We start from the raw sequence: 24,002 nt of genomic DNA, 5'->3' as shown, positions 1-24,002 counted from the left end.
CTAGTTATAGGCTGCGGCTCCGCCCCTGAGGGTGAATCGCCCCGGGTTTGGTGGAGGCTCGACTGAGAGGATGTCGAGTCATGTCACGTAGGTCCCCTTACCCCCTGGAACTCCGTGAGCGTGCGGTGCGGATGGTCGCTGAGGTGCGGCCGAACTATGACACGGAGTTCGCGGCGATCAAGGCGGTGGTGGCCAAGCTTGGGATCGGGTCGGCCGAGTCTGTGCGTAAGTGGGTGCGTCAGGCGCAGGTCGAGGCTGGTACTCGGCTGGGCACCACGACCGAGGAGTCGGCGGAGCTGAAGCGGCTTCGTCGGGAGAACGCCGAGCTGAAGCGGGCGAATGAGATTCTCAAGGCGGCAGCGGGTTTCTTTGCGGCCGAGCTCGACCGGCCACACCGGTACTCGTAGCGTTCATCGACGAGTACAAGCAGGTGTTCGGGGTCGAGCCGATCTGCCGTGTGCTGTCCGGTCACGGCTGGAAGATCGCAACGAGCACCTATTACGCGGCCAAGGCCCGCCCGGCGTCGGCGCGGGCGGTGCGCGATGAGCGGCTCAAAGGCGAACTCCGCAGGATCTGGGATGGTAACTACCAGGTCTACGGCGCGTACAAGATGTGGCGGGAGCTGAACCGGCAAGGCATCCTCGTGGCCCGATGCACCGTGGAACGCCTTATGCGCGAGTTGGGCATCAGCGGCGCCCGCCGCGGTAAGAAGGTCCGCACCACGATCCGCGACGACGGCCATGAGCGGGCCGCGGACCTGCTCAAGCGGGACTTCACCGCCACCCGCCCCAACCAGCGGTGGGTCGCGGACTTCACCCACGTGTCCACCTGGGCCGGAGTGGTCTACGTGGCGTTCGTCCTCGATGTGTACTCGCGGGCGATCGTGGGCTGGTCGGCGGCCACCCACAAGCGGGCCAAGCTCGTCCTGGTCGCCCTCGATATGGGCCTGTGGCGAAGAGAGGTCGCCGGCCAGGCCGCCGACGCTTCCCCAAGGGAACAGACCTGAGCAGGCATAGCCAAGACGACCTCGACGCCGTCGCCGCCGCACTCAACAGCCGCCCCCGAAAAACCCTCGACTGGAAGACACCCGCCGAAACCTTCAACAAGCATCTATGCTCACCGACAAGCAGTGTTGCGACGACTCCTTGAACCCAAGCAGTACACCTCGTTCGCGTTCACCGCCCACCTGCTGGAGGCCGGAATCGCCGCCTCGGTCGGTACCGTCGGGGACGCTCTGGACAACGCTGATGGAATCAACGATCGGCCTGTACAAAACCGAACTGATCAAGCGCCATGGCCCGTGGAAGACCCTGTCGCAAGTCGAACTGGCCACCACCGAGTACATCGACTGGTACAACAACCGCCGGCTCCACACCGCCATCGGGAACATCCCGCCAACCGAACACGAAGCCCTCTATTACGCTCAACACCAACCCCATGAGGCGGTTGGAGCCAACCACTGAGGTCTCCATAGAACCCGGGGCGGTTCAGATACGTGCGGCTGGACACCTCCCCTGATCCAGTCCGGGTGCGGGCGGCGTTCGTCACCGATATCGACATCGACCACATGAACACCGCATGCCTGCGGGTCCGCCTGGTCGACGGTGAGCGGGGGGCAGCCTGATGGCCGGGGCGAGGTCTCGCCGGACAGTTCCGGGGCCGGTCGATGACCAAAGGCCATCCCGAAGGGGCGAACAACGTAAGTCAGCCGGCGCCCCTGACACCCTTCCGCCCGTACTGAACACCACCCAAGCCGCGGGAGACCTGGCGCATTTCCTGGATGGGCTGCGCTGCCCGACGTGCAAGGCGCTCAACGCCTCCTGGCTGGCTGTCGACGGTACGGCGGTGGAGTGCGCCGAGTGCGGTCAAACGTCGCTGGTCGTCGGTCCTGGGGAGGTCGCGTGACCGACACCACCAGTCCGGGGCCGGTGAAGGTGTTGCCTCCGCTGGCGCGGGAGGTCGTCAAGGCCATCGCGGTGCAGCACGGGGTGTGTGTCCGCCCGGTCCCCATGCGGCGGGTCAACCTGCACACCGGCCAATCCGAGATCGTCTACGTGCCATGCGGGCACACACTCGCCTCGGTCTGTCCGTCCTGCGCGGAACGTAAGCGGAGTCTGCGGGCGACGCAATGCCGTCAGGGCTGGCACCTGGAAGACGAACCCGTGATCGAGCGGGCCGACCCCGATGAGATGCAACAGCTCTGGATCGAGCTACGCGCTGAAGCTCAAGCGAAACACGACACCGCCGAGCAAGCCGGGGACGACACCGAAGACCTGGCCGCGCTGATCCGTGAACTTGATGTGGAGATCGAACGCTCCGGGATACGTGGTCAGCTCAAGACCGGTGAGCAGCTCCAGCGGCGGACCCGGTCGACCCGGCGGCGCCAGGACACCCCGGATCTGCCCCGGCGGCCGGTGGAAGCCAGGACGGTCGGGAAGACCTACACCGCACCGGACGGCAAGACGTTCCGGCCGTCGCTGTTCCTGACCCTCACCCTGGACTCCTACGGCAAGGTCAAAAAGGACGGCACCCCGGTCGACCCGGCAACCTATGACTACCGGCGGGCTGCCCGGAACGCGCTGCACTTCTCCAAGCTCATCGACCGGTTCATACAGAACCTCCGCCGGTTCGTCGGCTTCGATGTCCAGTACTTCGCCACGATCGAACCGCAACGGCGGCTGGCTCCTCATCTGCATCTGCATCTGCATCTGGCGATGCGGGGCACGATCTCACGGGCTGAACTCCGCCAGGTCGTGGCCGCGACCTATCACCAGGTGTGGTGGCCACCGATCGATGAGGTGAAGTACGCGGGCGGCAACCTGCCGGTGTGGGACCCGGCAGCGGGAGAGGACAGCGGGTATCTCGACCCTTCAACGGGGGAGGTGCTGCCGACCTGGGATGACGCACTCGACGACGTGGGCCAGGACGAGGATGCCGAACCCCTGCACGTGGTCCGGTTCGGGCGGCAGGTCGACGCCCAAGGGGTGATGGCGGACTCTCCGGATTCGCGGCGGTGCATCGGCTACCTGACGAAATACCTGGTGAAGAACACCACCGAATGCCATAACCCCGAGACAACGGCTCAGCGTGACCACGTCGAGCGGATGGCCGAAACGCTCCGGTACGAACCGTGCTCGCCGACGTGCGCGAACTGGCTGCGGTACGGAATCCAACCGAAGAACCCACGGGCCGGTCTCACTCCCGGCTACTGCAAGGGCAAAGCGCACCGGCGCGAGCATCTCGGCTACGGCGGCCGGCGGGTCCTGGTCTCCCGGAAATGGTCCGGCAAGACCCTCGCCGACCACAAGAACGACCGCAAAGCCTGGGTCCTCGCCCGACTCGCCGAAGCCGGAATCTCGGCAACCCGAACCGACGACAACTCACAACACCACGCATGGGAGCGGGCCGGGCCTGGCGACCGGGACGTCAAGCCATTCGAACACCGCCTACTACTCCTCATCGACGAACGCCAACGCAGACGCGCCCAGCTCGACCAAGCCCAGACCTTCACCGAACTTTCGGCAACACCGGAGGCAGCGTGACCACGAAGCGCAAGGACCTTCACGCCGTGCTGGCTGGAGAGCGGCTGTTGACCGTCGAGGAGGCGGCCGAGCTTCTCAACACGAAACCTCGCTTCCCTCGTCGGCTCATCGCCGAGCGGCGCATTCGTTTCGTGCGGGTTGGCCGGTTCGTCCGCATACCCGAATCTGCACTACGGGAGTTTATCGCCGCTGGGCTTGTCGAGCCGCTGACCGCATCCGAAGTCTGGAGGGCTGCCTAGTGGCCAATAGAGACGGACACCGACGTTTCGGCAGTATCCGCAAGCTACCGTCCGGGCGGTTTCAGATTCGGTATCCCGGGCCTGACGGCAGGATCCGAACTGCTCCAGAGACCTACGCCAACAAGAGCGCAGCAGACCGTTATCTTACGCTCGTCGAGGCGCAGATCATCAATGGCGATTGGACCGACCCTGAGCGGGCCAAGGTGACGCTCGGAGACTATGCCGCGAAGTGGATCGAGCAACGTCCGGGCCTGCGTCCTCGTACAGTCGAGCTGTACGTACGCCTTCTCCGTAAGCACATCGCGCCACATCTGGGCGGGGTTCCGCTGGGCAAGCTCGATACCCCAATGATCAGAGATTGGCGTATGGCGCTGCTGGCTGAGGGCGTATCGGCGTCGGTGGCTGCTAAGGCATATCGGCTGCTACGGGCCATCCTCATGACGGCGGCTGAAGACGATCGGATCATCCCGCGTAACCCGTGCCGAATCCGTGGCGCCGGTGACGAGAAGCCGGATGAGCGACCGATTCTGACTATCGCCCAGGTCTTCGAACTGGCAGACCGAGTCGGCCGGCGGCCCATCGGCAATATCCGCAAGCTTTCCGCCAGCGAATACCGGCTCCGGTACCGACCTCGTGATGGAGAGATGCGGACCTTCCCGCAGAACTTCCCGAGCAAGGAAGCGGCAGAACGGGTGCTTTGGACAATGGCATGTGACGGGCATGCGGACATGAGCCGAGATGATCGCTTGCGGGCGCTGGTTCTGCTGGCCACCTTCGCGAGTCTTCGATGGGGTGAGGTAATCGCTCTCCATCGACGCGACATCGACACCGATGCGAGAACGGTGACCGTTCGTCGTCAGTATCTGGAGATGGACTCCGGTGACCTGGTGATCGGTCCAACCAAGTCACGGGCAGGTTCTCGTACGGTCGTGATCCCTGCAGCGATCGTTTCGGCAATCCGGGTCCATCTGGATCGGTACGTCGAATCCGACCCGGCGGCCCTGGTCTTCACGGGCGCGAATGGTGGGATCCTCCGGCGGGGAAACTTCCGGCGCGCCTCGCGGTGGGCCGAGGTAGTGGAGGCACTCGGTGTGCCGGGTCTACACTTCCACGATCTTCGCCACACCGGCAACACGATCGCCGCGCAGAGCGGGGCAAGTCTGCGGGATCTGATGGACCGCATGGGCCACGACTCCGTACGCGCGGCGATGATCTACCAGCACGGCACCTCTGAGGCGGGCAAGGCCATCGCAGACTCGCTGAACGATCGGATCGCGGCTGCTGTGGGGTCCGGCGAGGACGACCAGGGCAAGGATGACGACGGCGCGTCTGGCGTGCTGGTCCCGGTGGCCTAATGGCACGTTAATGGCACGAACGCCCTCATCCATGATCGGGATGAGGGCGTTTTGGCTGGTGGAGCCTAGGGGATTCGAACCCCTGACACCCGGCTTGCAAAGCCGGTGCTCTGCCAACTGAGCTAAGGCCCCTGGGATCGGCGGGACAAGCCTACCGGTGCTCCGCACCTACCACGTCCTGCTCCCGGTCGCTCTCGCCGAGAACGATGGCGGGCAGGTCGGCGATGCTGTCGATGACGTGGGTCGCGCCGGCCCGCAGCAGCCGTTCCTTGTCGTGAGCGCCGGTGAGCACGCCGGCGACGACGGAGGCGCCCGCCCTTCGCCCGCACAGCATGTCGCTCTCGGTGTCACCGCACACGGCGATATGCCGTACGTCGTCGACTCGCAGCCGCAGGGCGGCGGACAGCACGAGGTCGGGCGAGGGGCGGCCCCGGCCCACGTCGGCCGGGCACAGGGCCAGATCAACGCGGCTCCACCAGCCGAGCGTGTCGAGCACCCGTCCAAGAGTGGCTCGGCTGAAACCCGTCGTCAGGCATACCCGCACACCGGCGCCGATGAGTTTGTCGATCGCGCTCTCGGCACCGGGCACCGGGGCGAGGCCCATGCGATCGATCAGCGAGTCGTACGACCGCTCGAACGACAGGTTGACCGCCTGGGCGCGGGCCTCGTCCTCAGGGAACAGGTTGCGAAAGATCTCGATTTTCGGTTGGCCGCGCGATTGCCGTACGTCCGCAATCGCCCGCTCGTACGCGGTGGTGCCGGGCACGATGCCGAGTGTCGCGAGCGCCTCGACGAAGGCCGTCTCGACCAGCTTGTCGCCGGCCACGGTCGTTCCTGCGAGATCCAGGCAGACGAGGGTGATCCGCGCCGCTTCATTCACGCCGGACCCCTCGCTCCTGGCCGGCGCCGATACAGGCGCCGCCGCCTGCAACCCGTTCTGCTCCCCCGCGCTGATGCCGGGATGTCAGTTGTCGGAGGACGTGGCTTCGGTCCAGAGGTCGAGCTCGGCACGGTCCTGCTGCAGCCGGCGCCACACAGCGAAGCCGCCGATGGCAACGACTACGAGAACAAGCAGCTTCTTCACGATTTGGAACCCTTCACTTCGACTATGAAGTCAGTACCTGAGGCCTTACTCGGTACGAGCTACCTCCCCCAGGCTTCTCGCAGCCTAGCAATCGTCACACGCGACCCCGCACCGCTTACCCCCTTTGAATCCGGCTTGCCGCACCGGGCAACAGGCGGGGCAAGGGATGGTCCGCAGCGCCGCCGTTTCGGGCGGTCGGCATGAACCGGCGCATAATCGGGGGCACGACTTCCAGAGGGAGTCACGATGGGCTCTAAGGACGACTTCGGCCAGTGGGAGCGCGAGTTCGACGAGCCCGAGGTCGGCTCAGGTCATCGCGCCGTGGCGGTGATGGCCGTGGCCGTGCCGATCGGCTGCGCGTTCCTGTTCCTGATCGGTCAGGTTCCCCTTGCCATCGCCGGCCTCGTGGTCTCGGGGCTCATCATGGCCCTGTGGTGGGTCGGCATGTGACGCGCGCAGGCAACTTGCCGATCAAGGATGGGGGCGGTCATGGTCGCCCCGATACTTGATCGTCAGTCGGTTCCGTCGTCGGGTCGGTGCGTCAGCGCACAGAACCCCGATCGCGAAGCGCGTCGTCGAGACCGTCTCTCAGTGCCGTGTGCGAGCGGTGCGCACGGCGCGATGCCCGTACCTCACCGATCACTCGTGCGGCGAGTTCGTCCGGGTTCGGTAGGACGCCGCCACCGAGGAAGGCGGTGTCGTCCAGTCGAGTGCGCACGCCCTGCTCGCCGGACGCATAAACGCCGGTCCGCCAGCCGGTCTCCTCATCCCAGACCAGGGCATGGAGGTCGCCGGTCGATCCGTTCGCCGGGACGTAGAGGATCGTCGCGTCTCGCGGTCCGGCCGGATCGAGCCAGCTGCGCTCCACGTGGAGGTCGTGTCCCACGAGGGACTGCACAGAGCCTGTGATGTAGTCGCGAAGCAGATCCACCCACGGGTCCGGATGCGGCATTGGGATGTTGCTTTCGTTCACTACGTTGTCCCTTCTGCGCTTGGTGCGATTATGCACGAACGATGTTGATCATCCGTTTTGTTGACACCGCGCAGGCTGACTTTCGGACAACGGAGTGCGGGCGCACACCTGTAGAGCTGATCAGTCTCGTCCGTTCAGAGCTGGGCGAATGCCTGAAACAGCGTTGGGCTTTACACCGCTATGTAACTCTGGGGTTAGATGTTGCTATCGCCTCCTGGGGTCCGGTGAGAATCCGTCGAACGGGAATGGTCAGGGCCGGCAGCAGCCGCATGCAGACCGCGGCGACGCCGATGAGCAGAGCGGGGAACGCGAAGGCGACCCCGGCGAACCTGATGCTGGTGGCGCTCGCCAGCAGGGCGTCGATCACGGACGCGATGGGCCTGCTCCCTGCGAACGCGATCGCCCATACGGCCATCACCTGACCCGCGTGAAAGGGGCCGGCCCGCTGGAGCAGCATGGTCTGGGTGGCAGCACCGGCGAGCAGCGCGGCGACGCCGCCCGCCACTCCGGCGGCGATGCTCAGCCCCAGCCACGGCGACACCGAGAAGACCACCATCGCGATCCCGAGCCCGCCGACGTACCACCCGGCGCTCTGGAGCGAGATGCTCCTGGTCGGTACGAACGCTCCGAGCACGTTGCCGAGCCCGAGCGCGGCGATGAAAAAGCCCGCCCAGCCGGGAGAATGACCGAATTCCTCGGCGGCGAGTGCGGGGCCGAGCACGTTGGGCGGGTCGGTGGCCACGGTGCAGGAGGACACCATCGCCAGGAGCAGGAGGATCTTCCGGTCACGCCGTGCCAGCCGGAACCCGTCCATCAGGCGCGAGGGCCGCTGCGGCCGCTCGACGTGGCCGGGCCGGATCATCCACAGCACCATCGCGAGAATGACGAACGACACGCCGTTCAGCAGAAACGCCCAGGTGAACCCGATGACGACCACCACGCCCACGCCGATCACCGGCGCCACGGCGCGTCCGAGGTTGTAGGACACCGTGTTCATGGCCATGGCGGCCTTGGTGTCCTCCTCGGGCACGAGCGTCGGGATGATGGCGTTGAACATCGGCAGGCTGAACGTGTAGGAGAGGCCGATCAAGAGCGCGCCGACGATCAGCGTCCGCTGATCGAGCCAGCCGACGGCGTTGAAGATCGCGAGGCCGAAGGCGACGAGCGCCGAACCCGTCTGGGTCCAGATCAACAGGCGCCTGCGGTCCTTGGCGCGGTCGGCGAGCATGCCGGCCCATGGGCCGAGCACCAGCACGCTGGAGAACTGTGCGCAGGTGACGATGCCGACGGCCATGACCGAGCCGGTCAGCTTGTAGGCCAGGAGCATCTGGGCGGTGTTCTGCAGCCAGGTGCCGAAGTTGGAGAAGACGGTGCCGACGAAGTACCGGCGGAAATCGGAATGGCGAAGGGCCCGCCACGAGGATGATCTGGCAGGGCGGTGCTCTGCCGCGGTGCGGGTGACGTCGGTGTCGCCCACTGCGGTCGGAGCAGGATCGAGTGTCGTCTGCATGGCTCCGTGGTTGGGGTACGGTCTCCGGCGCCTTCAGATGGGATCTGCGATGGAACGCCGGAATGATGGTGTCGGCCGTGGTCGGTGAACTCAGGGAATGCGGTTCCGCTCCAGTGCTCCGTCGCGCGGGGCGGCCGCCGCGGCGGCCTATCCGGACCCCTGGGCGGGATTGATGACCTCGTCCGGTACCTCGCCCACGTTGATCGTGAACCTGTTGCGGTCGGCGGGGAACACGCTGACCGTGAGCCGGAACGGATTGCCGTCGGAGTCGTACGCCGTCCGGCGGGTCTCGAGGATCGCGACGCTGCCGTCGTCGGGCAGCACGAAGAACGTGGTCTCGGTGTCGTTCGGGGGCCGCACCCGGATCATGTCGCGGTAGCCGACCTGCTTGATGCCGAGGGTCTCTCTCAGATAGGTCACCGTGCCCGGCTCGATCGAGATGGCCTGGATGAGTTGCAGGCCGCCCCGCTCCACCAGGCTCATCGGGTAGAAGGAGGTCTGCAGGGAGTACGGCCGATCGTCGATGAAGCGCTGCTGGTGCCGGCTCACCAGGGAGACGCCCACCTCGACCCCGAGTTCCTGCGCCTTCTCCTCGTCGGCCTGCTGGATCTCAACCCGCGGGATGCTGGTCACCGGCGCCATGAGCTGCAGGTTCGCCTCGCGGGTGAACGCCACGCCCTCACCACCGCCGAGCCCTGTCTCCTGGTCGGCGGACAGCGTGGTGATGAAGGGCTTGATCTGTTCGTTGACGAACGTGCCCCGTCCGGGCTGTGTGGACACGAGGCCACGAACGGTCAGCCACTTCACGGCGTCGCGGATCGTGTTCCGGGATGCCTTGTACTCCTCTTCGAGCCTGGGCTCGGGGGGCAGTTGGGTGCCGGCCGGCCACTCTTCCGACTTGATCCTGCGCTGCAGGTCAGCAGCGATCTGCCGGTACTTCGGATCAGCCATGCCGTCGGCTCCTCTCAGACATACCAACCACCTGGACGGCTCTTACGACCTGTATCACATGACTCAGTCTGCCAGGAAGTACAGTCAGGATCTCCCGCATCATAGGGTTTACCCCATAGCTATGAAGGTAATACCTCCATATGAGACCAGTGGTTGGTATGAGCGGGATGGCAGGTGACATGGGCCTAAGGCTAGCCCTTCCAATCCGTTAACGCATCGGAACTTCTCAGAAAACCCGATCTGGTCTCGACCGTAGAAAAATGGCCGCCCCACAAGGCGCGGCCACCGTCCCGGGGGAGGGTGAGCCATGACAGCCCACAGGCTGCAGACCGAGATCCCCGCACCGCGCGGGGGGCCGGTGAGCGAGAGGCAGGCAGGCCCACACGTCACCTATCAACCCCACCGGCTGAGCAACACCCGCGCGAGCAGAGCGGTCACGAGCACCCGACCGGCGCCCGAGCCCGCACCGGCGCACCACACAGACGATCACCCGGTGCACTGCACCCTCTTCGCGGTCGACATCGTGTCCTTCACTGACCGGCGCCGCGACGACGAGATCCAGCGGTACATACGGAAGGCGATGTACCGGGCGATCCGGAACTCCTTCGACCGGGCCGGCGTGGGGTGGCACGAGTGGTTCCGGCAGGACCGCGGCGACGGCGTGCTCGTCGTGGTGCCGTCCGCGGTGTCCGCCATGTTGTTCCTCGACCCGCTCATCGACCTGCTGCGAGCCGAGCTGCGCTTCCACAACAAGATGTCCAGCGAGCCCGCGCAGATCAGGCTCCGCGTCGCCCTGCACGCCGGAAGCGTCTTCTTCGACGGGAACGGCGTCGTCGGACACGCCCTGACCCGGCTCTTCACCCTGCTGGACGCTCCGGCCTTCAAGGCCGAGTTCCGCGACACCGCCGCCGAGATCGGGCTGGTGACCTCGGAACACCTCTACGACGACGTGATCCGGCACACGTCCGGCCTGGTCGACCCGGCCGACTACCGCCCCATCGAGGTGGCGGAGGACGAGTTCGTCACCCGCGGCTACGTGCACATCCCACCGGGCCCGGCCGGGCGCGCACCGAGCCTGCTGCACCAGAGGCGATCCGCCAGCGCCACCGCTCACACCGCCACCGCCCACACCGTCGCGGCTCACGCGGCGGGAAACGGCGCGGGGTGCGGTGCGGCCGAGGTCACGGCCGTACGGGACGTACGTGATGTACGGGACGTGCGCGAAGCACGCGGCCGGGACGCGCGCGATGGCCGGGAATCGTGGGAGGCGCCGGAGGTCAGGCGGGCGGCGCGGTGACCGGCGCGATGAGCGGGGCACCGCACACCGTGCTCGACACCGCGCCGATCACCCCGCTCGACGCTCCGTTCGGCCTGGCCCTCGACACCGCTCCGGGCCGGATATCGGGAAGCGCCGCCCGAGCCGCGATGGGTAACCTCGAGCCATGAGAATCGGCATCATCGGAGCGACGGGACAGGTCGGCGGGGTCATGCGGCAGATCCTGGCCGAGCATGAATTCCCCGCCGACGAGCTACGGCTGTACGCCTCGGCCCGCTCGGCCGGGCGGACGCTCCCGTGGCGTGACACCGAGGTGACGGTCGAAGACGCCGCCACGGCCGACTACTCCGGTCTGGACATCGCGCTCTTCTCCGCCGGGAAGGGCACCGCCAAGGAGCTCGCACCGCGCGTCGCCGCCGCGGGTGCCGTGGTCATCGACAACTCGTCGGCCTGGCGGATGGACCCGGACGTGCCGCTGGTGGTGTCGGAGGTCAACCCGCAGGCGGCCGACCGGAGGCCCAAGGGGATCATCGCCAACCCCAACTGCACGACGATGGCGGCCATGCCGGTGCTGCGGCCGCTGCACGACGAGGCCGAGTTGCTCAGCCTGGTCGTGGCGACCTATCAGGCGGTGTCCGGAAGCGGTCTGGCCGGCGTCGCCGAACTCGACGAGCAGGCCCGCAAGGTCGTCGAGGACGCGAGCGGACTGACCTTCGACGGAGCGGCCGTACCGTTCCCGGCGCCCAGTGTCTTCAGCCGACCGATCGCGTTCAACGTGCTTCCGCTGGCCGGTTCCATCGTGGACGACGGCAGCGACGAGACCGACGAGGAACAGAAGCTGCGCAACGAGAGCCGCAAGATCCTCGGAATTCCCGGGCTCAAGGTCTCGGGCACCTGCGTGCGGGTCCCGGTCTTCACCGGCCACTCACTGCAGATCAACGCGCGGTTCGCCAGGCCGATCAGCCCGCACCGCGCGCACGAGATCCTCGGCGCCGCACCCGGCGTCGCGCTCTCCGACGTACCGACCCCGCTCCAGGCGGCCGGGCAGGACCCCACATACGTCGGCCGGATCCGCGCCGACGAGACCGTCGAGCACGGGCTCGCGCTGTTCTGCTCCAGCGACAACCTCCGCAAGGGCGCGGCGCTCAACGCCGTCCAGATCGCCGAGCTGATCGCAGCGCGCTGACGGCGGGCCGCACCACCGGACACCCCCCGCCTATTGACGCCTGACACCGCCTGACTGATGATCGATTGTCTGCGGTTGGTCAGTCTCCGGCCGGCGCCGGGGGCGAAGGGAGTGCCCGTGGCTCGTCCCCGTCGTCTGATAGCGCTCATGACCGCCACCGGCCTGATCCTGACCGGGTTGGGGACCGGCAGCGCCCAAGCCGCCAAGCGGGGCAAGGATCCCCGCATCACCAAGATGATGAAGGGGATGACCCTCGAGGAGAAGGTCGGTCAGCTCTTCGTCACCTATGCCTACGGCGACCGGGCCGATACGACCGATCCGGGCGACGTCGCGCTCAACCGCCAGTTCTACGGGGTCGACAACGCCTCGCAGTTGGTCGACAAGTACCACCTCGGCGGCATCATCTACTTCGCCTGGTCGAACAACACCAAGGACCCCCAGCAGATAGCCGGGCTGTCCAACGGCATCCAGCGGGCGGCGATGCGTCAGCGCGCGAAGATCCCGATGCTGATCTCGACCGACCAGGAGGGCGGCAGCGTCGTCGCGCGGATTCTCGCGCCGGCCACCCAGCTGCCCGGCAACATGGCGCTCGGCGCCGGCCGCAGGGTGGGCGACGCCTACACGGCCGCGCGGGTGAGCGGCACCGAGCTGCACGCCATGGGCGTCAACCAGGACTTCGCGCCGGTCGCCGACGTCAACGTCGACCCGGCCAATCCCGTGATCGGGGTCAGGTCGTTCAGCTCCGACCCGCAGATGGCCGCCAGGCTGACCGGCGCCGCCGTGCGCGGCTACCAGAACGCGGGCGTGAGCTCGACCGCCAAGCACTTCCCCGGGCACGGCGACACCGCGACCGACAGCCATACCGGCGTACCGCGGATCGACCACACCCGGGAGGAGTGGGAGCGGCTCGACATGCCGCCGTTCCAGTCCGCGATCAAGAGCGGCATCGACTCGATCATGACGGCGCACATCATCGTGCCCTCGCTCGACCCGGCCGAGGACCCCGCGACGCTGTCCCGGCCGATCCTGACCGGCATCCTGCGCGAGCGGCTGCGCTACGACGGCGTGGTCATCACCGACGCCCTCGGAATGCAGGGCGTCCGCGACAAGTACGGCGACGAACGAGTGCCGGTGCTCGCGCTCAAGGCCGGGGTCGACCAGCTGCTCAAATCGCCGGACGGCGCCTTCGACCTGCAGTACAACGCCGTGCTCAACGCGGTGCGCAGCGGTGAGCTGACCGAGAAGCGCATCGACGAGTCGGTCTACCGCGTGCTGCGGCTCAAGATGAAGCGCGGCCTGTTCAAGAACCCGTACGTCGACGAGACCAAGGTCCCCAAGGTGGTCGGGAGCCCGCAGCACCTCGCCACGGCACAGCGCATCACCGACGCCACCACCACGCTCGTCAAAAGCGACGCCGGGCTGCTCCCGCTCGCGAAGGACGGCCGCAAGGTGCTCGTGACCGGCTGGGGCGTCTCCACGACGCAGACGCTCGCCGGTGCGATCGCCAAGCGCGGGCCGCAGACCAGTGTGTACGAGACCGGCATCAGCCCCTCGCAGGCGACGATCGGCCAGGCGGTGACGCGCGCGGGAGCGAATGACCTCGTCGTCGTGGTCACCAACCGGGCCTGGGACATCGCCGAGAGCAAGCCCGGCGAGCCGCACAACGGGCCGGGACAGATGAACCTGACCAAGGCCCTCGTCGCCACCGGCAAGCCGGTCATCGTGGTCGCCGCCCGCGACCCGTACGACATCGGCTACTTCACCGAGGCATCGACCTTCCTCGCCACGTTCTCCTATACCGGGCACGCGCTGGAGTCGGTCGCCCGCGTGCTGTACGGAGAGAAGCGGCCGCAGGGCCGGCTGCCGGTCCGCATCCCGGTGGCCGGCCAGCCGGACCAGACGCTCTACCCGTACGGCCACGGCCTCAGCCTGCGCTGATCGCATCGTCAAGCCCCTCCCCGCGGACCGTGCCCGCCTGGCACGGCCCGCGGGGAGCCGCATAGGCTTTCTCTCTCAGAGCGCGATAAGCACAGGTGAGAAGGGCGAGCAGCGATCATGGGCGACGAACTTCGGGACACTCTCCGGCAGGTGCTGCCGGGCGTGCGGGCCGACTTGGAGGCATTGATCCGGATTCCCTCGGTCAGCGCCGATCCGGCGGCCGCGGCCGAGGTACGCCGATCGGCCGAGGCGACGGCCGCGCTGTTCCGCTCGGTCGGAGCGCCCGAGGTGGAGATCCTTGACGAGATCGAGGGCGGTCAGCCGGCGGTGCTCGCCCGCTATCCGGCACCACCCGGCCGGCCAACGGTTTTGCTGTACGCGCACCACGATGTGCAGCCCACGGGCGTGGCCGCCGAGTGGACCAGCCGGCCCTTCGAGCCGGCCGAGCGTGACGGGCGGCTCTTCGGCCGGGGGTCGGCCGACGACAAGGCCGGGATCGCGGCGCACCTGGCGGCGTTGCGGGCCTTCGACGGACGGCCGCCGGTCGGCGTGACGGTCTTCGTGGAGGGAGAGGAGGAGATCGGCTCCCCCACACTCGGCGCGTTCATCGAGCGTTACCGGGACAGGCTCGCCGCGGACGTCATCGTGCTCGCCGACGGAGCGAACTTCGAGGTGGGCACGCCCGCCCTCACCACCGTCCTGCGGGGCATGGTCGAGTGCGTCGTCGAGGTGCGGGCGCTCGAGCACGGCGTGCACTCCGGCCTCTACGGCGGCGCCGTGCCGGACGCGCTGACCGCGCTGTGCCGGCTGCTGGCGACGCTGCACGACGACGAGGGCGATGTCGCCATCGACGGGTTGGTCACCGCGAAGCCACCGGAGCTGGACTACCCCGAGCAGCGGTTCCGTGCCGAGGCGGCCATGCTCGACGGTGTGCGGCTCATCGGCACCGGCAGCGTGGCGGAACGGATCTGGGCCAAGCCGTCGGCCTCGGTGCTCGCGCTCGACGCGACCCGGGTGGCCGACGCGTCCAACACCCTCATCCCGGTGGCCACCGCCAAGATAGGCGTACGGATCGCACCGGGCGAGGACGCGAACCGGGCGCTCGAAGCGCTGGAGCGGCACGTGCGCGAACACGCGCCATGGGGCGTACGGGTCGACGTCCGGGACGGCGAGGCCGCCCGGCCGGTGTCCATCGACGCCGAGGGGCCGGCGTTCGACGCGGCGCGCGACGCGTTCCGCGAGGCGTACGGCAACGAGTCCGTGGACATCGGCATCGGCGGCACCATCCCGTTCATCGCGGAGTTCGCCGACGCGTTCCCGGACGCGGCGATCCTGGTCACCAGCGCGGGCGGCGACCCGGACAGCCGCGCGCACGGCCCGGACGAGAGCGTGGACCTCCGCGACTTCGAAAGCGCCTGCCTGGCCGAGACCCTCCTGCTGGCCCGGCTCGCCACCCTCTGACCACGGTCACCGGGCCACCGGGCGGGTCGGGATGAGCAGGTCGAGATCGGCTCGCGTCACACGGGCGGTGTCGGCGAGGCGGTCGCGGTCGACGCCGGTGGCGGCGAGCAGCTCCAGCGCCTTGGTCAGCATGGTGGGGCGTTCGAGGGGACGCTCAGGGCCGGGCTCTCGGCGGCGCCAGCCGCGGGTGCTCATGGCGCTCATCGCGTTGCGGTAGGTCACCTCCTTCATCACGCGCAGCGTGCGGGCGCGGTAGAGCAGCGCGGCCATGCTCACCCCCCACTCGGTCTTGAGCTCGGCGAGGCGCGCCCAGTCGGCCGTCGCCGGCAGGTCGGCCGTGATGTCCTGCTCGGGCATCAGGAACTCGGCGGCGAACCGGTTCGCCTGGTCCTCGACGACCCGGCTGCCGGGCTCGGCGTCGGCGTGCATGACCAGATGCCCGAGCTCATGGGCCCCGTCGAACCGGTTGCGCCAGTAGTCGCCCTTGGCCGGGTTGAACATCACGAGCGGCCGGGGATAGGCGGTGACGCTGAAGGCGTCGACCCGCTCGGTGGTGGGCGGCAGCACGATCGCGACGATGCCGGCGGACTCGAGCAGCCGTACGACGCTGTGCACCGGTCCCGGCCGCCCGACCAGGAGCTCGCGGGCCCGGCGGGCGGCCTCGACGGGGCCGGGGCCGGCGATCTCGTCCGGCGTGACCGGCCATTCCGGAGCCGTCACCGGCGGGAACTCCACGAAGTCCTCGAGTGCGGCGACGATGTCGGCGACGATCCGGCCGTGGGCGAGGGCCTGGTCGCGCTCGACCTGCGTGGTCGAGCGCAACGAGCGGAAGTGCGCGTGACCCGCGTCGAGCACCGCCGAGCCCTGACCGGCCTGGAAGAACTCGACCGGGACCCCTAGGGACATCGCCAACCGCGACAGAACCCGCTCCGACGGCCGATGCACCCCGGACTCGTAGTGACCGATCGCGGTCGGCGTCGTGTCGACCGCCGCGGCGAGCTGGTTCTTACGGAGTCCGCGCAGCCGCCGAGCCAGGGTCAGCCGCTCGGGCTCGAACAGCAGACGCGCCTCGGCCAGCCGCCGACCGCCGGGCCGCCGCGCGGGCGGGCCGCCGTCGGGATTCATCGCGCCGGTTCAGAGCTCGTCTCGTCCGTCGCGGTCCGGCCGGTCGCGGTGCGGAGCCGCAGCGGTACGTCGACCTCGTCCTCGCTCCAGATCGGCATCGTCGGCTCGACGCGCGCCGGGCGCGGGTCGGCACCGAGGGACTCGCGGGTCAGGACGCGCCGCCACCACCACGGCGACCCGCCGTCGGCGTTGAACCGCGGCCGGCCGAGGTAGAGCTCCATCTCCAGGGGCTCCTCGCTCGCGCTGTGCGCCAGCACCAGAGTGATCGGCGCGGGCGCCTGACCGGGAAGTACGGGGGCGTCGTGGTCGCCGAGATCGAGGGCGAGCTGCGGGTCGTCGGCATAGTCCTGCTTGGACACGGCCTGCTTGGTGGGGCTGGCCTGGTCCCACCGGATGCCGTCGACGGCGCCGAAGTCGTAGCGCTTGAGCAGAATACGGTACTGCCCGTACCGCCAGCCCGGCGAGCCGTTGAGGTTGGCGCGTACGACCGCCCCCTGCAGCGGGTCATCGGCGCCGGCCGGGCCGAAGGCGCCGACCTGGAAGACGCGATCGAGCTGTGACTCCAGCACGTCGAACGAGGTGTAGCCGAAGGACCGGTCCTTGAATCCCGCCGACCGGCTCAGCCGGCCGAACACGATCCTGGTCGCGGCCTCGTGGGCGTCGCGCAGCGCGTGCAGGAAACCCGCACCGGCGAGAACGTCCCAGGCCTCTTGTCCCTCATGCATGTGCGGGACTCTAGCCGATCTCAGTAATCACTGCGTGAAAATCAAGTTCGTCGGCGCGGCGGGCGTTCACGCCTCGCCGGCGCAGGCGTCCTCGTCCGCATTCGCGCGCACCCGGGCGAGGAGCCTGCGCAACAGGTCGATCTCGCCGTCGTCGAGATCGACGAACAACTCCTGCTCGACGGCGGTGAGGGCGGCGTCGACCTCGTCGACCAGTGCCGCACCGCGTTCGGACATCTCGACGATGTGGCGCCGCCGATCCGCCGGGTCGCGACGCCGCACGGCGATGCCGTCGCGTTCGAGATCGTTGAGGATCGCGACCAGCACACTGGGATCGACACCGAGCGCCTCGATGAGGGCCTGCTGGCTCATGGGGCCGCTGTCCGACAGCCAGAGCAGCACGTGGCCGTGGCCCGGTTTCAGGCCGGTCACCGCGAGCGCCTTGCGGATGCGCACGCTCGCGATATGACCGGACTTGGCGAGGACCAAGCCGAGGCGGTCGGTGGCCTGCCGCCTGCCGCTCCGCTCGTCAACGGTCACCCCCCAACACTAACCGACACCGTGCGGAAGAGGCTCCAAGGAACCGCAGGACGTACCACCCATGACAGAGCTCCCCCCTCGAACCGCACAAACGGGCTGTAACGGATCACCAAAACCCGTACGTTGAACAACGCGATCACAAGATCTGGAGCCCTCCATGACCGACGCCCCCCGTTTCCCGAGCTCCACCCGCCCGACCGTCGTGGTCGTCGGCGGCGGCTATGCCGGCATCAGCGTCGCCAAGTCGCTCGACGACATCGCCGACGTCGTGCTGGTCGAGCCGAAGGACGCCTTCGTGCACAACGTCGCCGCGATGCGCGCGCTCGTCGACCCGGACTGGCTGCCGCGCATCTTCCTGCCCTACGACCGCCTGCTGACCAACGGCAGGGTCGTACGCGACCGTGCCGCCAGGGTCGAGGCCAGTCGGGTCGTGCTGGCGTCGGGCGCGGAGCTTGCGGCGGACTACATCGTGCTCGCCACCGGTTCGCGCTATCCGTTCCCGGCCAAGACCGAGCTGAACGCCGCCGAAAAGAGCTGGGAGCGGTACCAGTCGACGCACAAGGCGCTCACCGACGCCACGCGGGTGCTGCTGCTCGGCGCCGGAGCGGTGGGCCTTGAGCTGGCCGGCGAGATCCTGTCCGTCTGGCCGGACAAGCAGGTCACCATAACGAACGGCTCCAGCGACATCCTGCCCGGTGGTTACAACCCCGCTCTGCGGACCGAGCTGCGTCGGCAGCTCACCGAACTCGGCGTCGAGTTCGCGCTGGGCAGCCCCCTGCGCGCCGCGCCGCCGACGCCCCCGGGCACCCTGCAGACCTTCACCGTCACGACGGAGGCGGGCCGAGACCTCACCGCGGACCTGTGGTTCCGCTGCCACGGGATCACCCCCGTGACCGACTATCTGGACGAGGAGCTCGCCGACGCCCTCACGTCCGGTGGCTACCTGGAGGTCACCTCGGACCTGCGCGTGTTCGACCAGGACACGGTGTTCGCCGTCGGAGACATCGCCGCGATCGACGGCAACATGGCGAGGTTGGCCGGCATCCAGGCCGAGCTCGCCGCCGCCAACATCCGCAGGCTCATCGAGGGCGACGACGTGCTCGCGGAATACGAGCCGGTGCCGCCCAGCATCATCGTGCCGCTCGGCCCGGTCGGCGGCGCGGGGCAGTTCACCGGTCAGCCCGGGGTCCTGCCTCCTGAGGTGGTCTCTCAGGTGAAGGGCCAGAGCATGTTCGTGGACCACTACGCCCAGATCCTCGGCGTTCAGCCGTTCGGCGGGTAGGCGTCGCGGCGGCGGGCACGCCGGCGCCGGGTCGGCTGTCCTGACACGCCGGTGCCGGATCGGTTCTGCGGCCACGGCCGTGCCGGGTCGGTCTCCGGGCAAGCCGGTGCCGAGTCAGCTCCCGACCAGCACCGGGGCCAGTCTGCGCAGGTGGTCCACCACCTGCCGGTTGTCGTCGGCGAGCGGCTGGACGCATACGTGGTCGGCCCCGGCCTCATGGTGCTCCCGGACGCGAGCGGCGACCGCGTCCTCGTCGCCCCACACCACGATGGCGTCGACGAGCGCGTCACTGCCCCCGTCGGCGAGATCGTCCTCCTCCCAGCCGAGCTCCCTGAGGTTGTTCAGATAATTCGGCAGGACCAGGTAGAACGACATGTAGCGACGCGCGACCTCACGTGCCCGCGTCGGGTCGGTCTCGAGCACGAAGGCCTGCTCCGGCGCCAGCACCGGCCCGTCCCCGAGGACCGCACGAGCGCGCGAGGTGTGCAGGGGAGTGACGAAATAGGTGTGCGCGCCCTCGGCACGCTCGGCCGAGAGTTCGAGCATCTTCGTCCGCAGCGCGGCGAGCATCCGCGGCGGCGGCTCGGGCACGTGACCTTCGTACTCCGTCGCGTCCATCGCGTCGAGGTAGGAGCGCATCACATCCAGTGGCTTGCCATAGTCGTGCCCTCTCGGTTGCACTAGAGGAGCGTGGCTCACGCCCAGGCCCAGCACGAAACGTCCGTCGAACGCCTCCGCCAGGGTGTTCGCCCCGTTCGCGGCCGCCGTCGCGTCACGGGCCCAGACATTGGCGATACCGGTCGCGACCATCAGCCGCCGGGTCGTGCCCAGCAGAATCGCCGCGTGAGTCAGCGCCTCCTTGCCCCGTGGGCTTTCCCCGATCCACAACGTCCCATAGCCGAGGCCATCGATCTCGGCGGCGGCCTCACGTTCGGCGGCCACCGAGTCCGCGCCCAGCGTCCAGGTCCACACCCCCACACGGCCCATCCGCCGCTTCAACGCCGGGATGTCGATGCTCATCTCTGGCATCGCAGGTCACCGCCCTCTCGATTACGCTCCGCGTTTCTCCATGACTCTAAGTGCTCGCCATGGAGACCGAATCGCCGGGGTGGCCGTACGGCGATGTCCGAAGGAACCGGCGGGTGGAAACCGGCACGGAGCCTCCCGCCGCCGACCGACGAAACATAGGCTGACCGGATATGTCAGCACCAAGCGATTTCAGCCCGATCTTCCAGGCATTCGCCGCGGACTGCACTGCGGGCGCCATCCAGCAACAGGACCTGGTCAACGCGTTCCTCGGCACGCACCACCGGAACCTCGACCTCACCGCCCGCACTCTGACGGGGAACGGACTGGTCATCGGCGGCGTGACGGGCCTCGGCAGTTTCTCCCATCTGAGCCAGACCTGGCTGTGGATGTGGGACAACCCGGGCTTCGACTGGGAGCATCCCGCGGTGGCGCCGGTACGGATGATCTACCGCTTTGGTGAACGACAGGGCATTCCCGAGCTGACCACGGGTCATCTCGACCTGGCCGGTTTCCCGAACCCCCACGGCGCCGCGACGACGCTGGCCATCGCGTCGGCGTACGTCCTCGGCGGCCAGGGGATCTGGTCGTGCCGGATCAATGACGGCAAGGGATCCACGTACGTCCACCTCGACGATCCGCAGCTGCCGGTCGCGCAGTTCGACCCGGCCGCAGCGCCCGCGCTCCTGGCGAGGGCGGCCCAGGTCTGGCCGAGGGAGCAGCGCGCCGTCGTACGAGGCATGTTCCGGCACTTCAACATGGCGAGCAACGAGACGCCGGATCAGATCGCCGGCCGGCATCCGAGCGGTGCGGTGGTGGCCGCGGCCTTCGACCCGGTGGGCAACCTCACCGCCGTGTCCGGCGACGCGGCCGGCCGATCGCTCTGATGACGGGCCCGAAGGACAAAGGGCCGGCGACATGGACGTACGTCCACATCGCCGACCCGGCGGCAAGGCGATGCCGCGGTCTTCGGGCCGGTCAGACCTGGCCGGCCTTCTCCAGCGCGGAGCAGCAGGTCTCGACGATCAGGCGGGTGACCACGTACGGGTCGCAGTTGGCGTTGGGACGCCGGTCCTCGATGTAGCCCTTCTTGTCGGCCTCGACCTGCCACGGGATGCGAACCGAGGCGCCCCGGTCGGACACGCCGTAGCTGTACTCGCTCCACGGGGCGGTCTCGTGCAGGCCGGTGAGCCGGTGCTCGATGCCCGCGCCATAGCCCTTGACGTGCTCTTGGGCCTGCTCCCCGAGCGCCTCGCACGCGGTGATGATCGGCTCGTAGCCGTCGCGCATCGCCTTGGTGGAGAAGTTGGTGTGCGCTCCGGCGCCGTTCCAGTCGCCCTCCACCGGCTTGGGGTTGAGCGTGGCGCCGACGCCGAAGTCCTCGGCGATGCGGTAGAGCAGCCAGCGCGCGACCCACAGGTGGTCGGCGACCTCGAGCGGGCCACCAGGGCCGACCTGGAACTCCCACTGACCCGGCATGACCTCGGCGTTGATGCCGGAGATCTCCAGACCCGCCGTGAGGCAGGCGTCCAGATGCGCTTCGACGATCTCGCGTCCGAAGACCTCGTCGGCGCCGACGCCGCAGTAGTAGAAGCCCTGCGGGGCGGGGAAGCCGCCGGACGGGAAGCCGAGCGGCCGGCCGTCCTCGAAGAACGTGTACTCCTGCTCGATCCCGAACCAGGATTCCTGCGCGGCGAACCGCTCGGCGATCGGGCTGAGCAGCGCCCGGGTGTTGCTCGGGTGCGGCTCCATGTCGGTGGTCAGCACCTCGCACAGGACGAGCTGATCATCACCGCCGCGTACCGGGTCGGGGCAGGAGAAGACCGGCTTCAGCACACAGTCCGACGCGCCCCCAGGAGCCTGGTTGGTGCTGGACCCGTCGAAACCCCACACCGGAAGATCCGCGCCGTCGGGCAGGATCTTGGTCTTCGAACGGAGGCGAGCGGTCGGCTCCGTACCGTCGATCCAGATGTACTCGGCCTTGTACGTCAACGTCAGCCCCTCTTCGCAGGTAGACGGGGGTTTCGGACACGCCGAGACTGGCAATCGGACATTTCACATCTGTTGCCCCTATATGAACGCGATGTTAATCGCGACGTGAGACTCGCCACAGGCGCCGGAGTCACCGAGGGATCGGGTTCCAGCGGGCGGACCCGCTTTCGAACCGGCGGACCCGCCCTCGGGCCCGGCGGATCCGGTTTCGGGCCGGCACAGGCGGTTCGGGTGCTCGCCCGCTCGGGCATCCTGGAGCCCATGGATCCTGAACTCACGCTGATGGCCGTCCACGCCCACCCCGACGACGAAGTGCTGGGAACCGGCGGGCTCTTCGCCCGCTGCGCCGACGAGGGGATCCGCACCGTACTGGTCACCTGCACCAACGGCGAACAGGGCGACGCCCCAGGAGGGATCAAGCCGGGTCAGCCCGGGCACGACGAGAGCCAGGTGAGCGCCCTGCGTCTCGATGAGCTCCGTGCCTCCGTGGCCCATCTGGGCATCACCGATCTCGAACTGCTCGGCTACCGCGACTCCGGGATGGTCGGGTGGGCCGCCAACGAGGCGCCGGAGGCCTTCTACAACGTCCCGATCGACGAGTCGGCCGCCCGGCTGGCCGCGCTGATGGAGCGATACCGGCCCCAGGTCGTCGTCACCTACGACGAGAACGGCAACTACGGTCACCCCGACCACATCCAGGCCCACCGGATCGCCGTCGCGGCCGCCGAGGCGACCGGGATCCCGCGCAAGCTCTACCACACCGCCGTCCCCCGCAAGGCGATGAGAGAGCTGTTCGAGTACCTGCGGAGCATCGGCGCCGATCTCGGCGACGTCTCGGAACTGCCGGAGGACTTCGGCACCCCGGACGAACTGATCACCACGGTGGTGGACGTGGCCGCGTACACCGAGCGCAAGCGCAAGGCGCTGGAGGCCCACGCCAGCCAGGGCGACAACATCTTCTTCCTGCGGATGCCCGACGAGGCCCTGCGCCGGGCGTTCGGTGCCGAGGCCTTCGTCCGCGCCATCAGCAAGGTCCCGGCCCCCGATCATGAGGACGACGTCTTCGCCGGCCTCCGCTGAGCAGGCTCCGTCGCAGCGAAATGAGGTCGCGGCGCGGTGCCGGCACTGCCTTACCGTTCAGGTATGGCAGTTCTCATCTCGGTGAACATCGGCAGACCGCGCACCAACCCGTGGAAGGACACCGGCACGACCGGTATCGACAAGCGACCGGTCGCGGGGCCGGTCGCGGTGAGCGCACCCGGGCCGAAGGGCACCGGCGAGGTCGGCCTGGCGGGCGACCGGGTCTATGACGTCAAGCACCACGGGGGCACCGACCAGGCCGTCTACGCCTACGCGCGTGAGGATCTGGACAACTGGGCGGCGGAACTCGGACGCGACCTGCCGGACGGCGTCTTCGGCGAGAACCTGACCACCTCGGGCCTCGACGTGAACGGCGCTCTGATCGGCGAACGCTGGCGGATCGGCGCACAGGTCGTACTCGAGGTGGCGGACCCGCGCATCCCGTGCGGCACCTTCCAGGGCTGGATGGAGCAGGCCGGGTGGATCAAGCGATTCACCCGGCGGGCCGTGCCGGGGGCCTATCTCCGAGTGATCGAACCCGGCGACATCCAGCAAGGGGACGAGGTCACCGTCATCGACCGCCCGTCGCACGACGTGACCGTCTCGCTCGTGTTCCGTGCGCTCACCCTGGAGCCCGACCTGTTGCCGAGACTGCTGGCCGCCGACGCCCTGCCCGAAGAGGTCAAGCGGCGTGCCCGCAAGCGCGCCACCTGACCACCG

The 24,002-nt window shown here is 68.4% G+C and carries 27 protein-coding genes, 1 tRNA gene and 1 pseudogene; 18 read left to right on the top strand and 11 right to left on the bottom strand.

What is annotated here, in order from left to right:
- Positions 1 to 80 precede the first annotated feature (80 nt).
- From HKK72_RS39640 to HKK72_RS39635, 8 genes and pseudogenes are all read left to right on the top strand, one after another.
- Positions 81 to 407: a hypothetical protein gene (locus HKK72_RS39640; RefSeq protein ID WP_222720193.1), complete on the top strand. Its 327-nt coding sequence runs from the start codon at positions 81 to 83 to the stop codon at positions 405 to 407.
- A 23-nt stretch (positions 408 to 430) separates the two neighbouring features.
- A complete protein-coding gene (locus tag HKK72_RS02180; protein WP_187232468.1) occupies positions 431 to 1,006 on the top strand; it encodes an IS3 family transposase in 576 nt (191 codons plus the stop codon).
- Positions 976 to 1,149 (top strand): annotated as a pseudogene (locus tag HKK72_RS02175) (IS30 family transposase); the annotation flags it as partial. The gene HKK72_RS02180 and the pseudogene HKK72_RS02175, both read left to right, overlap by 31 nt.
- Before the next feature lie 98 nt (positions 1,150 to 1,247).
- A complete protein-coding gene (locus HKK72_RS02170; RefSeq protein WP_187232467.1) occupies positions 1,248 to 1,463 on the top strand; it encodes an integrase core domain-containing protein in 216 nt (71 codons plus the stop codon).
- 32 nt (positions 1,464 to 1,495) lie between these two features.
- Complete coding sequence (locus HKK72_RS40515) at positions 1,496 to 1,624, top strand: hypothetical protein (RefSeq protein ID WP_261986423.1); 129 nt, start codon at positions 1,496 to 1,498, stop codon at positions 1,622 to 1,624.
- Between the two features lie 277 nt (positions 1,625 to 1,901).
- The gene (locus HKK72_RS02165; RefSeq protein ID WP_315987019.1) at positions 1,902 to 3,542 is read left to right on the top strand and encodes a replication initiator; all 1,641 of its coding nucleotides are present in this window, start codon (positions 1,902 to 1,904) and stop codon (positions 3,540 to 3,542) included.
- Positions 3,539 to 3,781 (top strand): excisionase family DNA-binding protein, encoded by a 243-nt coding sequence (locus HKK72_RS02160; RefSeq protein WP_315987018.1) that lies wholly within the window; start codon positions 3,539 to 3,541, stop codon positions 3,779 to 3,781. Before HKK72_RS02165 ends, HKK72_RS02160 begins: the two co-directional genes overlap by 4 nt.
- Positions 3,781 to 5,136, top strand: coding sequence for a tyrosine-type recombinase/integrase (locus tag HKK72_RS39635; RefSeq protein WP_222720192.1), 1,356 nt, complete (start codon positions 3,781 to 3,783; stop codon positions 5,134 to 5,136). The genes HKK72_RS02160 and HKK72_RS39635 overlap by 1 nt, the downstream gene beginning before the upstream one ends.
- 56 nt (positions 5,137 to 5,192) lie before the next feature.
- Here HKK72_RS39635 and HKK72_RS02145 read toward each other — a convergent pair.
- The 3 genes from HKK72_RS02145 to HKK72_RS39630 form a co-directional block, all read right to left on the bottom strand.
- Positions 5,193 to 5,268: transfer RNA gene (locus HKK72_RS02145), tRNA-Ala, on the bottom strand.
- Positions 5,269 to 5,287: 19 nt separating this feature from the next.
- Positions 5,288 to 6,016 (bottom strand): HAD-IA family hydrolase, encoded by a 729-nt coding sequence (locus tag HKK72_RS02140; protein ID WP_187232466.1) that lies wholly within the window; start codon positions 6,014 to 6,016, stop codon positions 5,288 to 5,290.
- Between the two features lie 84 nt (positions 6,017 to 6,100).
- Positions 6,101 to 6,220, bottom strand: coding sequence for a DLW-39 family protein (locus tag HKK72_RS39630; RefSeq protein WP_315987017.1), 120 nt, complete (start codon positions 6,218 to 6,220; stop codon positions 6,101 to 6,103).
- Positions 6,221 to 6,466: 246 nt separating this feature from the next.
- Here HKK72_RS39630 and HKK72_RS02135 point away from each other — a divergent pair, with 246 nt between their 5' ends.
- On the top strand, positions 6,467 to 6,670 hold the full coding sequence (locus HKK72_RS02135; protein ID WP_187232465.1) for a hypothetical protein: 204 nt from the start codon (positions 6,467 to 6,469) through the stop codon (positions 6,668 to 6,670).
- Between the two features lie 91 nt (positions 6,671 to 6,761).
- Here HKK72_RS02135 and HKK72_RS02130 read toward each other — a convergent pair whose 3' ends face one another.
- From HKK72_RS02130 to HKK72_RS02120, 3 genes are all read right to left on the bottom strand, one after another.
- Positions 6,762 to 7,193, bottom strand: a complete 432-nt coding sequence (locus HKK72_RS02130) for a DUF6292 family protein (RefSeq protein ID WP_187232464.1) — start codon at positions 7,191 to 7,193, stop codon at positions 6,762 to 6,764.
- Positions 7,194 to 7,371: 178 nt separating this feature from the next.
- The gene (locus tag HKK72_RS02125; protein ID WP_187232463.1) at positions 7,372 to 8,703 is read right to left on the bottom strand and encodes an MFS transporter; all 1,332 of its coding nucleotides are present in this window, start codon (positions 8,701 to 8,703) and stop codon (positions 7,372 to 7,374) included.
- Between the two features lie 147 nt (positions 8,704 to 8,850).
- On the bottom strand, positions 8,851 to 9,654 hold the full coding sequence (locus tag HKK72_RS02120) for a GntR family transcriptional regulator (RefSeq protein ID WP_187232462.1): 804 nt from the start codon (positions 9,652 to 9,654) through the stop codon (positions 8,851 to 8,853).
- A gap of 307 nt (positions 9,655 to 9,961) precedes the next feature.
- Between HKK72_RS02120 and HKK72_RS02115 the strand changes: the two genes are divergently transcribed.
- The 5 genes from HKK72_RS02115 (at position 9,962) to HKK72_RS02095 (ending at position 15,515) form a co-directional block, all read left to right on the top strand.
- Positions 9,962 to 10,951: a hypothetical protein gene (locus HKK72_RS02115; RefSeq protein ID WP_187232461.1), complete on the top strand. Its 990-nt coding sequence runs from the start codon at positions 9,962 to 9,964 to the stop codon at positions 10,949 to 10,951.
- Positions 10,952 to 10,959: 8 nt separating this feature from the next.
- The gene (locus tag HKK72_RS02110; protein ID WP_187232460.1) at positions 10,960 to 11,100 is read left to right on the top strand and encodes a hypothetical protein; all 141 of its coding nucleotides are present in this window, start codon (positions 10,960 to 10,962) and stop codon (positions 11,098 to 11,100) included.
- Positions 11,097 to 12,116, top strand: coding sequence for an aspartate-semialdehyde dehydrogenase (locus tag HKK72_RS02105; RefSeq protein WP_187232459.1), 1,020 nt, complete (start codon positions 11,097 to 11,099; stop codon positions 12,114 to 12,116). The genes HKK72_RS02110 and HKK72_RS02105 overlap by 4 nt, the downstream gene beginning before the upstream one ends.
- Positions 12,117 to 12,263: 147 nt before the next feature.
- Positions 12,264 to 14,054 (top strand): glycoside hydrolase family 3 protein, encoded by a 1,791-nt coding sequence (locus HKK72_RS02100; protein ID WP_187232458.1) that lies wholly within the window; start codon positions 12,264 to 12,266, stop codon positions 14,052 to 14,054.
- A 117-nt stretch (positions 14,055 to 14,171) separates the two neighbouring features.
- Positions 14,172 to 15,515: a dipeptidase gene (locus tag HKK72_RS02095; RefSeq protein WP_187232457.1), complete on the top strand. Its 1,344-nt coding sequence runs from the start codon at positions 14,172 to 14,174 to the stop codon at positions 15,513 to 15,515.
- A gap of 6 nt (positions 15,516 to 15,521) precedes the next feature.
- On the opposite strand, the gene HKK72_RS02090 is transcribed toward HKK72_RS02095, so the two are convergent.
- The 3 genes from HKK72_RS02090 to HKK72_RS02080 form a co-directional block, all read right to left on the bottom strand.
- Complete coding sequence (locus tag HKK72_RS02090; protein WP_187232456.1) at positions 15,522 to 16,640, bottom strand: XRE family transcriptional regulator; 1,119 nt, start codon at positions 16,638 to 16,640, stop codon at positions 15,522 to 15,524.
- A complete protein-coding gene (locus HKK72_RS02085; protein ID WP_187232455.1) occupies positions 16,637 to 17,365 on the bottom strand; it encodes a hypothetical protein in 729 nt (242 codons plus the stop codon). The genes HKK72_RS02090 and HKK72_RS02085 overlap by 4 nt, the downstream gene beginning before the upstream one ends.
- Positions 17,366 to 17,431: 66 nt before the next feature.
- A complete protein-coding gene (locus HKK72_RS02080) occupies positions 17,432 to 17,902 on the bottom strand; it encodes a MarR family winged helix-turn-helix transcriptional regulator (protein WP_187232454.1) in 471 nt (156 codons plus the stop codon).
- A gap of 157 nt (positions 17,903 to 18,059) precedes the next feature.
- On the opposite strand from HKK72_RS02080, the gene HKK72_RS02075 reads away from it, so the two are divergent.
- Positions 18,060 to 19,184 carry an FAD-dependent oxidoreductase gene (locus HKK72_RS02075; RefSeq protein ID WP_187232453.1) on the top strand — a complete coding sequence of 375 codons (1,125 nt, stop codon included), beginning with the start codon at positions 18,060 to 18,062 and terminating at the stop codon, positions 19,182 to 19,184.
- 114 nt (positions 19,185 to 19,298) lie between these two features.
- Here HKK72_RS02075 and HKK72_RS02070 read toward each other — a convergent pair whose 3' ends face one another.
- Positions 19,299 to 20,204 carry an LLM class F420-dependent oxidoreductase gene (locus tag HKK72_RS02070; RefSeq protein WP_222720190.1) on the bottom strand — a complete coding sequence of 302 codons (906 nt, stop codon included), beginning with the start codon at positions 20,202 to 20,204 and terminating at the stop codon, positions 19,299 to 19,301.
- Positions 20,205 to 20,383: 179 nt separating this feature from the next.
- Here HKK72_RS02070 and HKK72_RS02065 point away from each other — a divergent pair, with 179 nt between their 5' ends.
- Positions 20,384 to 21,097 (top strand): DUF6882 domain-containing protein, encoded by a 714-nt coding sequence (locus HKK72_RS02065; RefSeq protein WP_187232451.1) that lies wholly within the window; start codon positions 20,384 to 20,386, stop codon positions 21,095 to 21,097.
- Positions 21,098 to 21,188: 91 nt separating this feature from the next.
- On the opposite strand, the gene glnII is transcribed toward HKK72_RS02065, so the two are convergent.
- Positions 21,189 to 22,202 (bottom strand): glutamine synthetase, encoded by a 1,014-nt coding sequence (gene glnII, locus HKK72_RS02060; RefSeq protein ID WP_187232450.1) that lies wholly within the window; start codon positions 22,200 to 22,202, stop codon positions 21,189 to 21,191.
- 261 nt (positions 22,203 to 22,463) lie between these two features.
- Between glnII and HKK72_RS02055 the strand changes: the two genes are divergently transcribed.
- Both HKK72_RS02055 and HKK72_RS02050 read left to right on the top strand, forming a co-directional pair.
- A complete protein-coding gene (locus HKK72_RS02055; RefSeq protein ID WP_187232449.1) occupies positions 22,464 to 23,282 on the top strand; it encodes a PIG-L family deacetylase in 819 nt (272 codons plus the stop codon).
- Positions 23,283 to 23,345: 63 nt separating this feature from the next.
- The gene (locus tag HKK72_RS02050) at positions 23,346 to 23,996 is read left to right on the top strand and encodes an MOSC domain-containing protein (RefSeq protein WP_187232448.1); all 651 of its coding nucleotides are present in this window, start codon (positions 23,346 to 23,348) and stop codon (positions 23,994 to 23,996) included.
- The last annotated feature ends 6 nt before the right edge of the window (positions 23,997 to 24,002 follow it).

The sequence above is a fragment of the Actinomadura sp. HBU206391 genome (genome assembly GCF_014323665.1).
GTDB lineage: Bacteria > Actinomycetota > Actinomycetes > Streptosporangiales > Streptosporangiaceae > Actinomadura_C.
This window is presented reverse-complemented; position numbering and strand designations above follow the sequence as displayed.

What these genes read in the sequence shown, in the direction of transcription:
- HKK72_RS02105 (WP_187232459.1), top strand. Translation starts at nt 11,097, where the DNA reads ATGAGAATCGGCATCATCGGAGCGACGGGACAGGTCGGCGGGGTCATG.
- HKK72_RS02110 (WP_187232460.1), top strand. Translation starts at nt 10,960, where the DNA reads ATGAGCGGGGCACCGCACACCGTGCTCGACACCGCGCCGATCACCCCG.
- HKK72_RS02050 (WP_187232448.1), top strand. Translation starts at nt 23,346, where the DNA reads ATGGCAGTTCTCATCTCGGTGAACATCGGCAGACCGCGCACCAACCCG.
- HKK72_RS02100 (WP_187232458.1), top strand. Translation starts at nt 12,264, where the DNA reads ATGACCGCCACCGGCCTGATCCTGACCGGGTTGGGGACCGGCAGCGCC.
- HKK72_RS02115 (WP_187232461.1), top strand. Translation starts at nt 9,962, where the DNA reads ATGACAGCCCACAGGCTGCAGACCGAGATCCCCGCACCGCGCGGGGGG.
- HKK72_RS02075 (WP_187232453.1), top strand. Translation starts at nt 18,060, where the DNA reads ATGACCGACGCCCCCCGTTTCCCGAGCTCCACCCGCCCGACCGTCGTG.
- HKK72_RS02095 (WP_187232457.1), top strand. Translation starts at nt 14,172, where the DNA reads ATGGGCGACGAACTTCGGGACACTCTCCGGCAGGTGCTGCCGGGCGTG.
- HKK72_RS02065 (WP_187232451.1), top strand. Translation starts at nt 20,384, where the DNA reads ATGTCAGCACCAAGCGATTTCAGCCCGATCTTCCAGGCATTCGCCGCG.
- HKK72_RS02170 (WP_187232467.1), top strand. Translation starts at nt 1,248, where the DNA reads ATGGAATCAACGATCGGCCTGTACAAAACCGAACTGATCAAGCGCCAT.
- HKK72_RS02055 (WP_187232449.1), top strand. Translation starts at nt 22,464, where the DNA reads ATGGATCCTGAACTCACGCTGATGGCCGTCCACGCCCACCCCGACGAC.
- HKK72_RS02135 (WP_187232465.1), top strand. Translation starts at nt 6,467, where the DNA reads ATGGGCTCTAAGGACGACTTCGGCCAGTGGGAGCGCGAGTTCGACGAG.
- HKK72_RS02120 (WP_187232462.1), bottom strand. Translation starts at nt 9,654, where the DNA reads ATGGCTGATCCGAAGTACCGGCAGATCGCTGCTGACCTGCAGCGCAGG.
- HKK72_RS02125 (WP_187232463.1), bottom strand. Translation starts at nt 8,703, where the DNA reads ATGCAGACGACACTCGATCCTGCTCCGACCGCAGTGGGCGACACCGAC.
- HKK72_RS02085 (WP_187232455.1), bottom strand. Translation starts at nt 17,365, where the DNA reads ATGCATGAGGGACAAGAGGCCTGGGACGTTCTCGCCGGTGCGGGTTTC.
- HKK72_RS02070 (WP_222720190.1), bottom strand. Translation starts at nt 20,204, where the DNA reads ATGAGCATCGACATCCCGGCGTTGAAGCGGCGGATGGGCCGTGTGGGG.
- HKK72_RS39640 (WP_222720193.1), top strand. Translation starts at nt 81, where the DNA reads ATGTCACGTAGGTCCCCTTACCCCCTGGAACTCCGTGAGCGTGCGGTG.
- HKK72_RS02090 (WP_187232456.1), bottom strand. Translation starts at nt 16,640, where the DNA reads ATGAATCCCGACGGCGGCCCGCCCGCGCGGCGGCCCGGCGGTCGGCGG.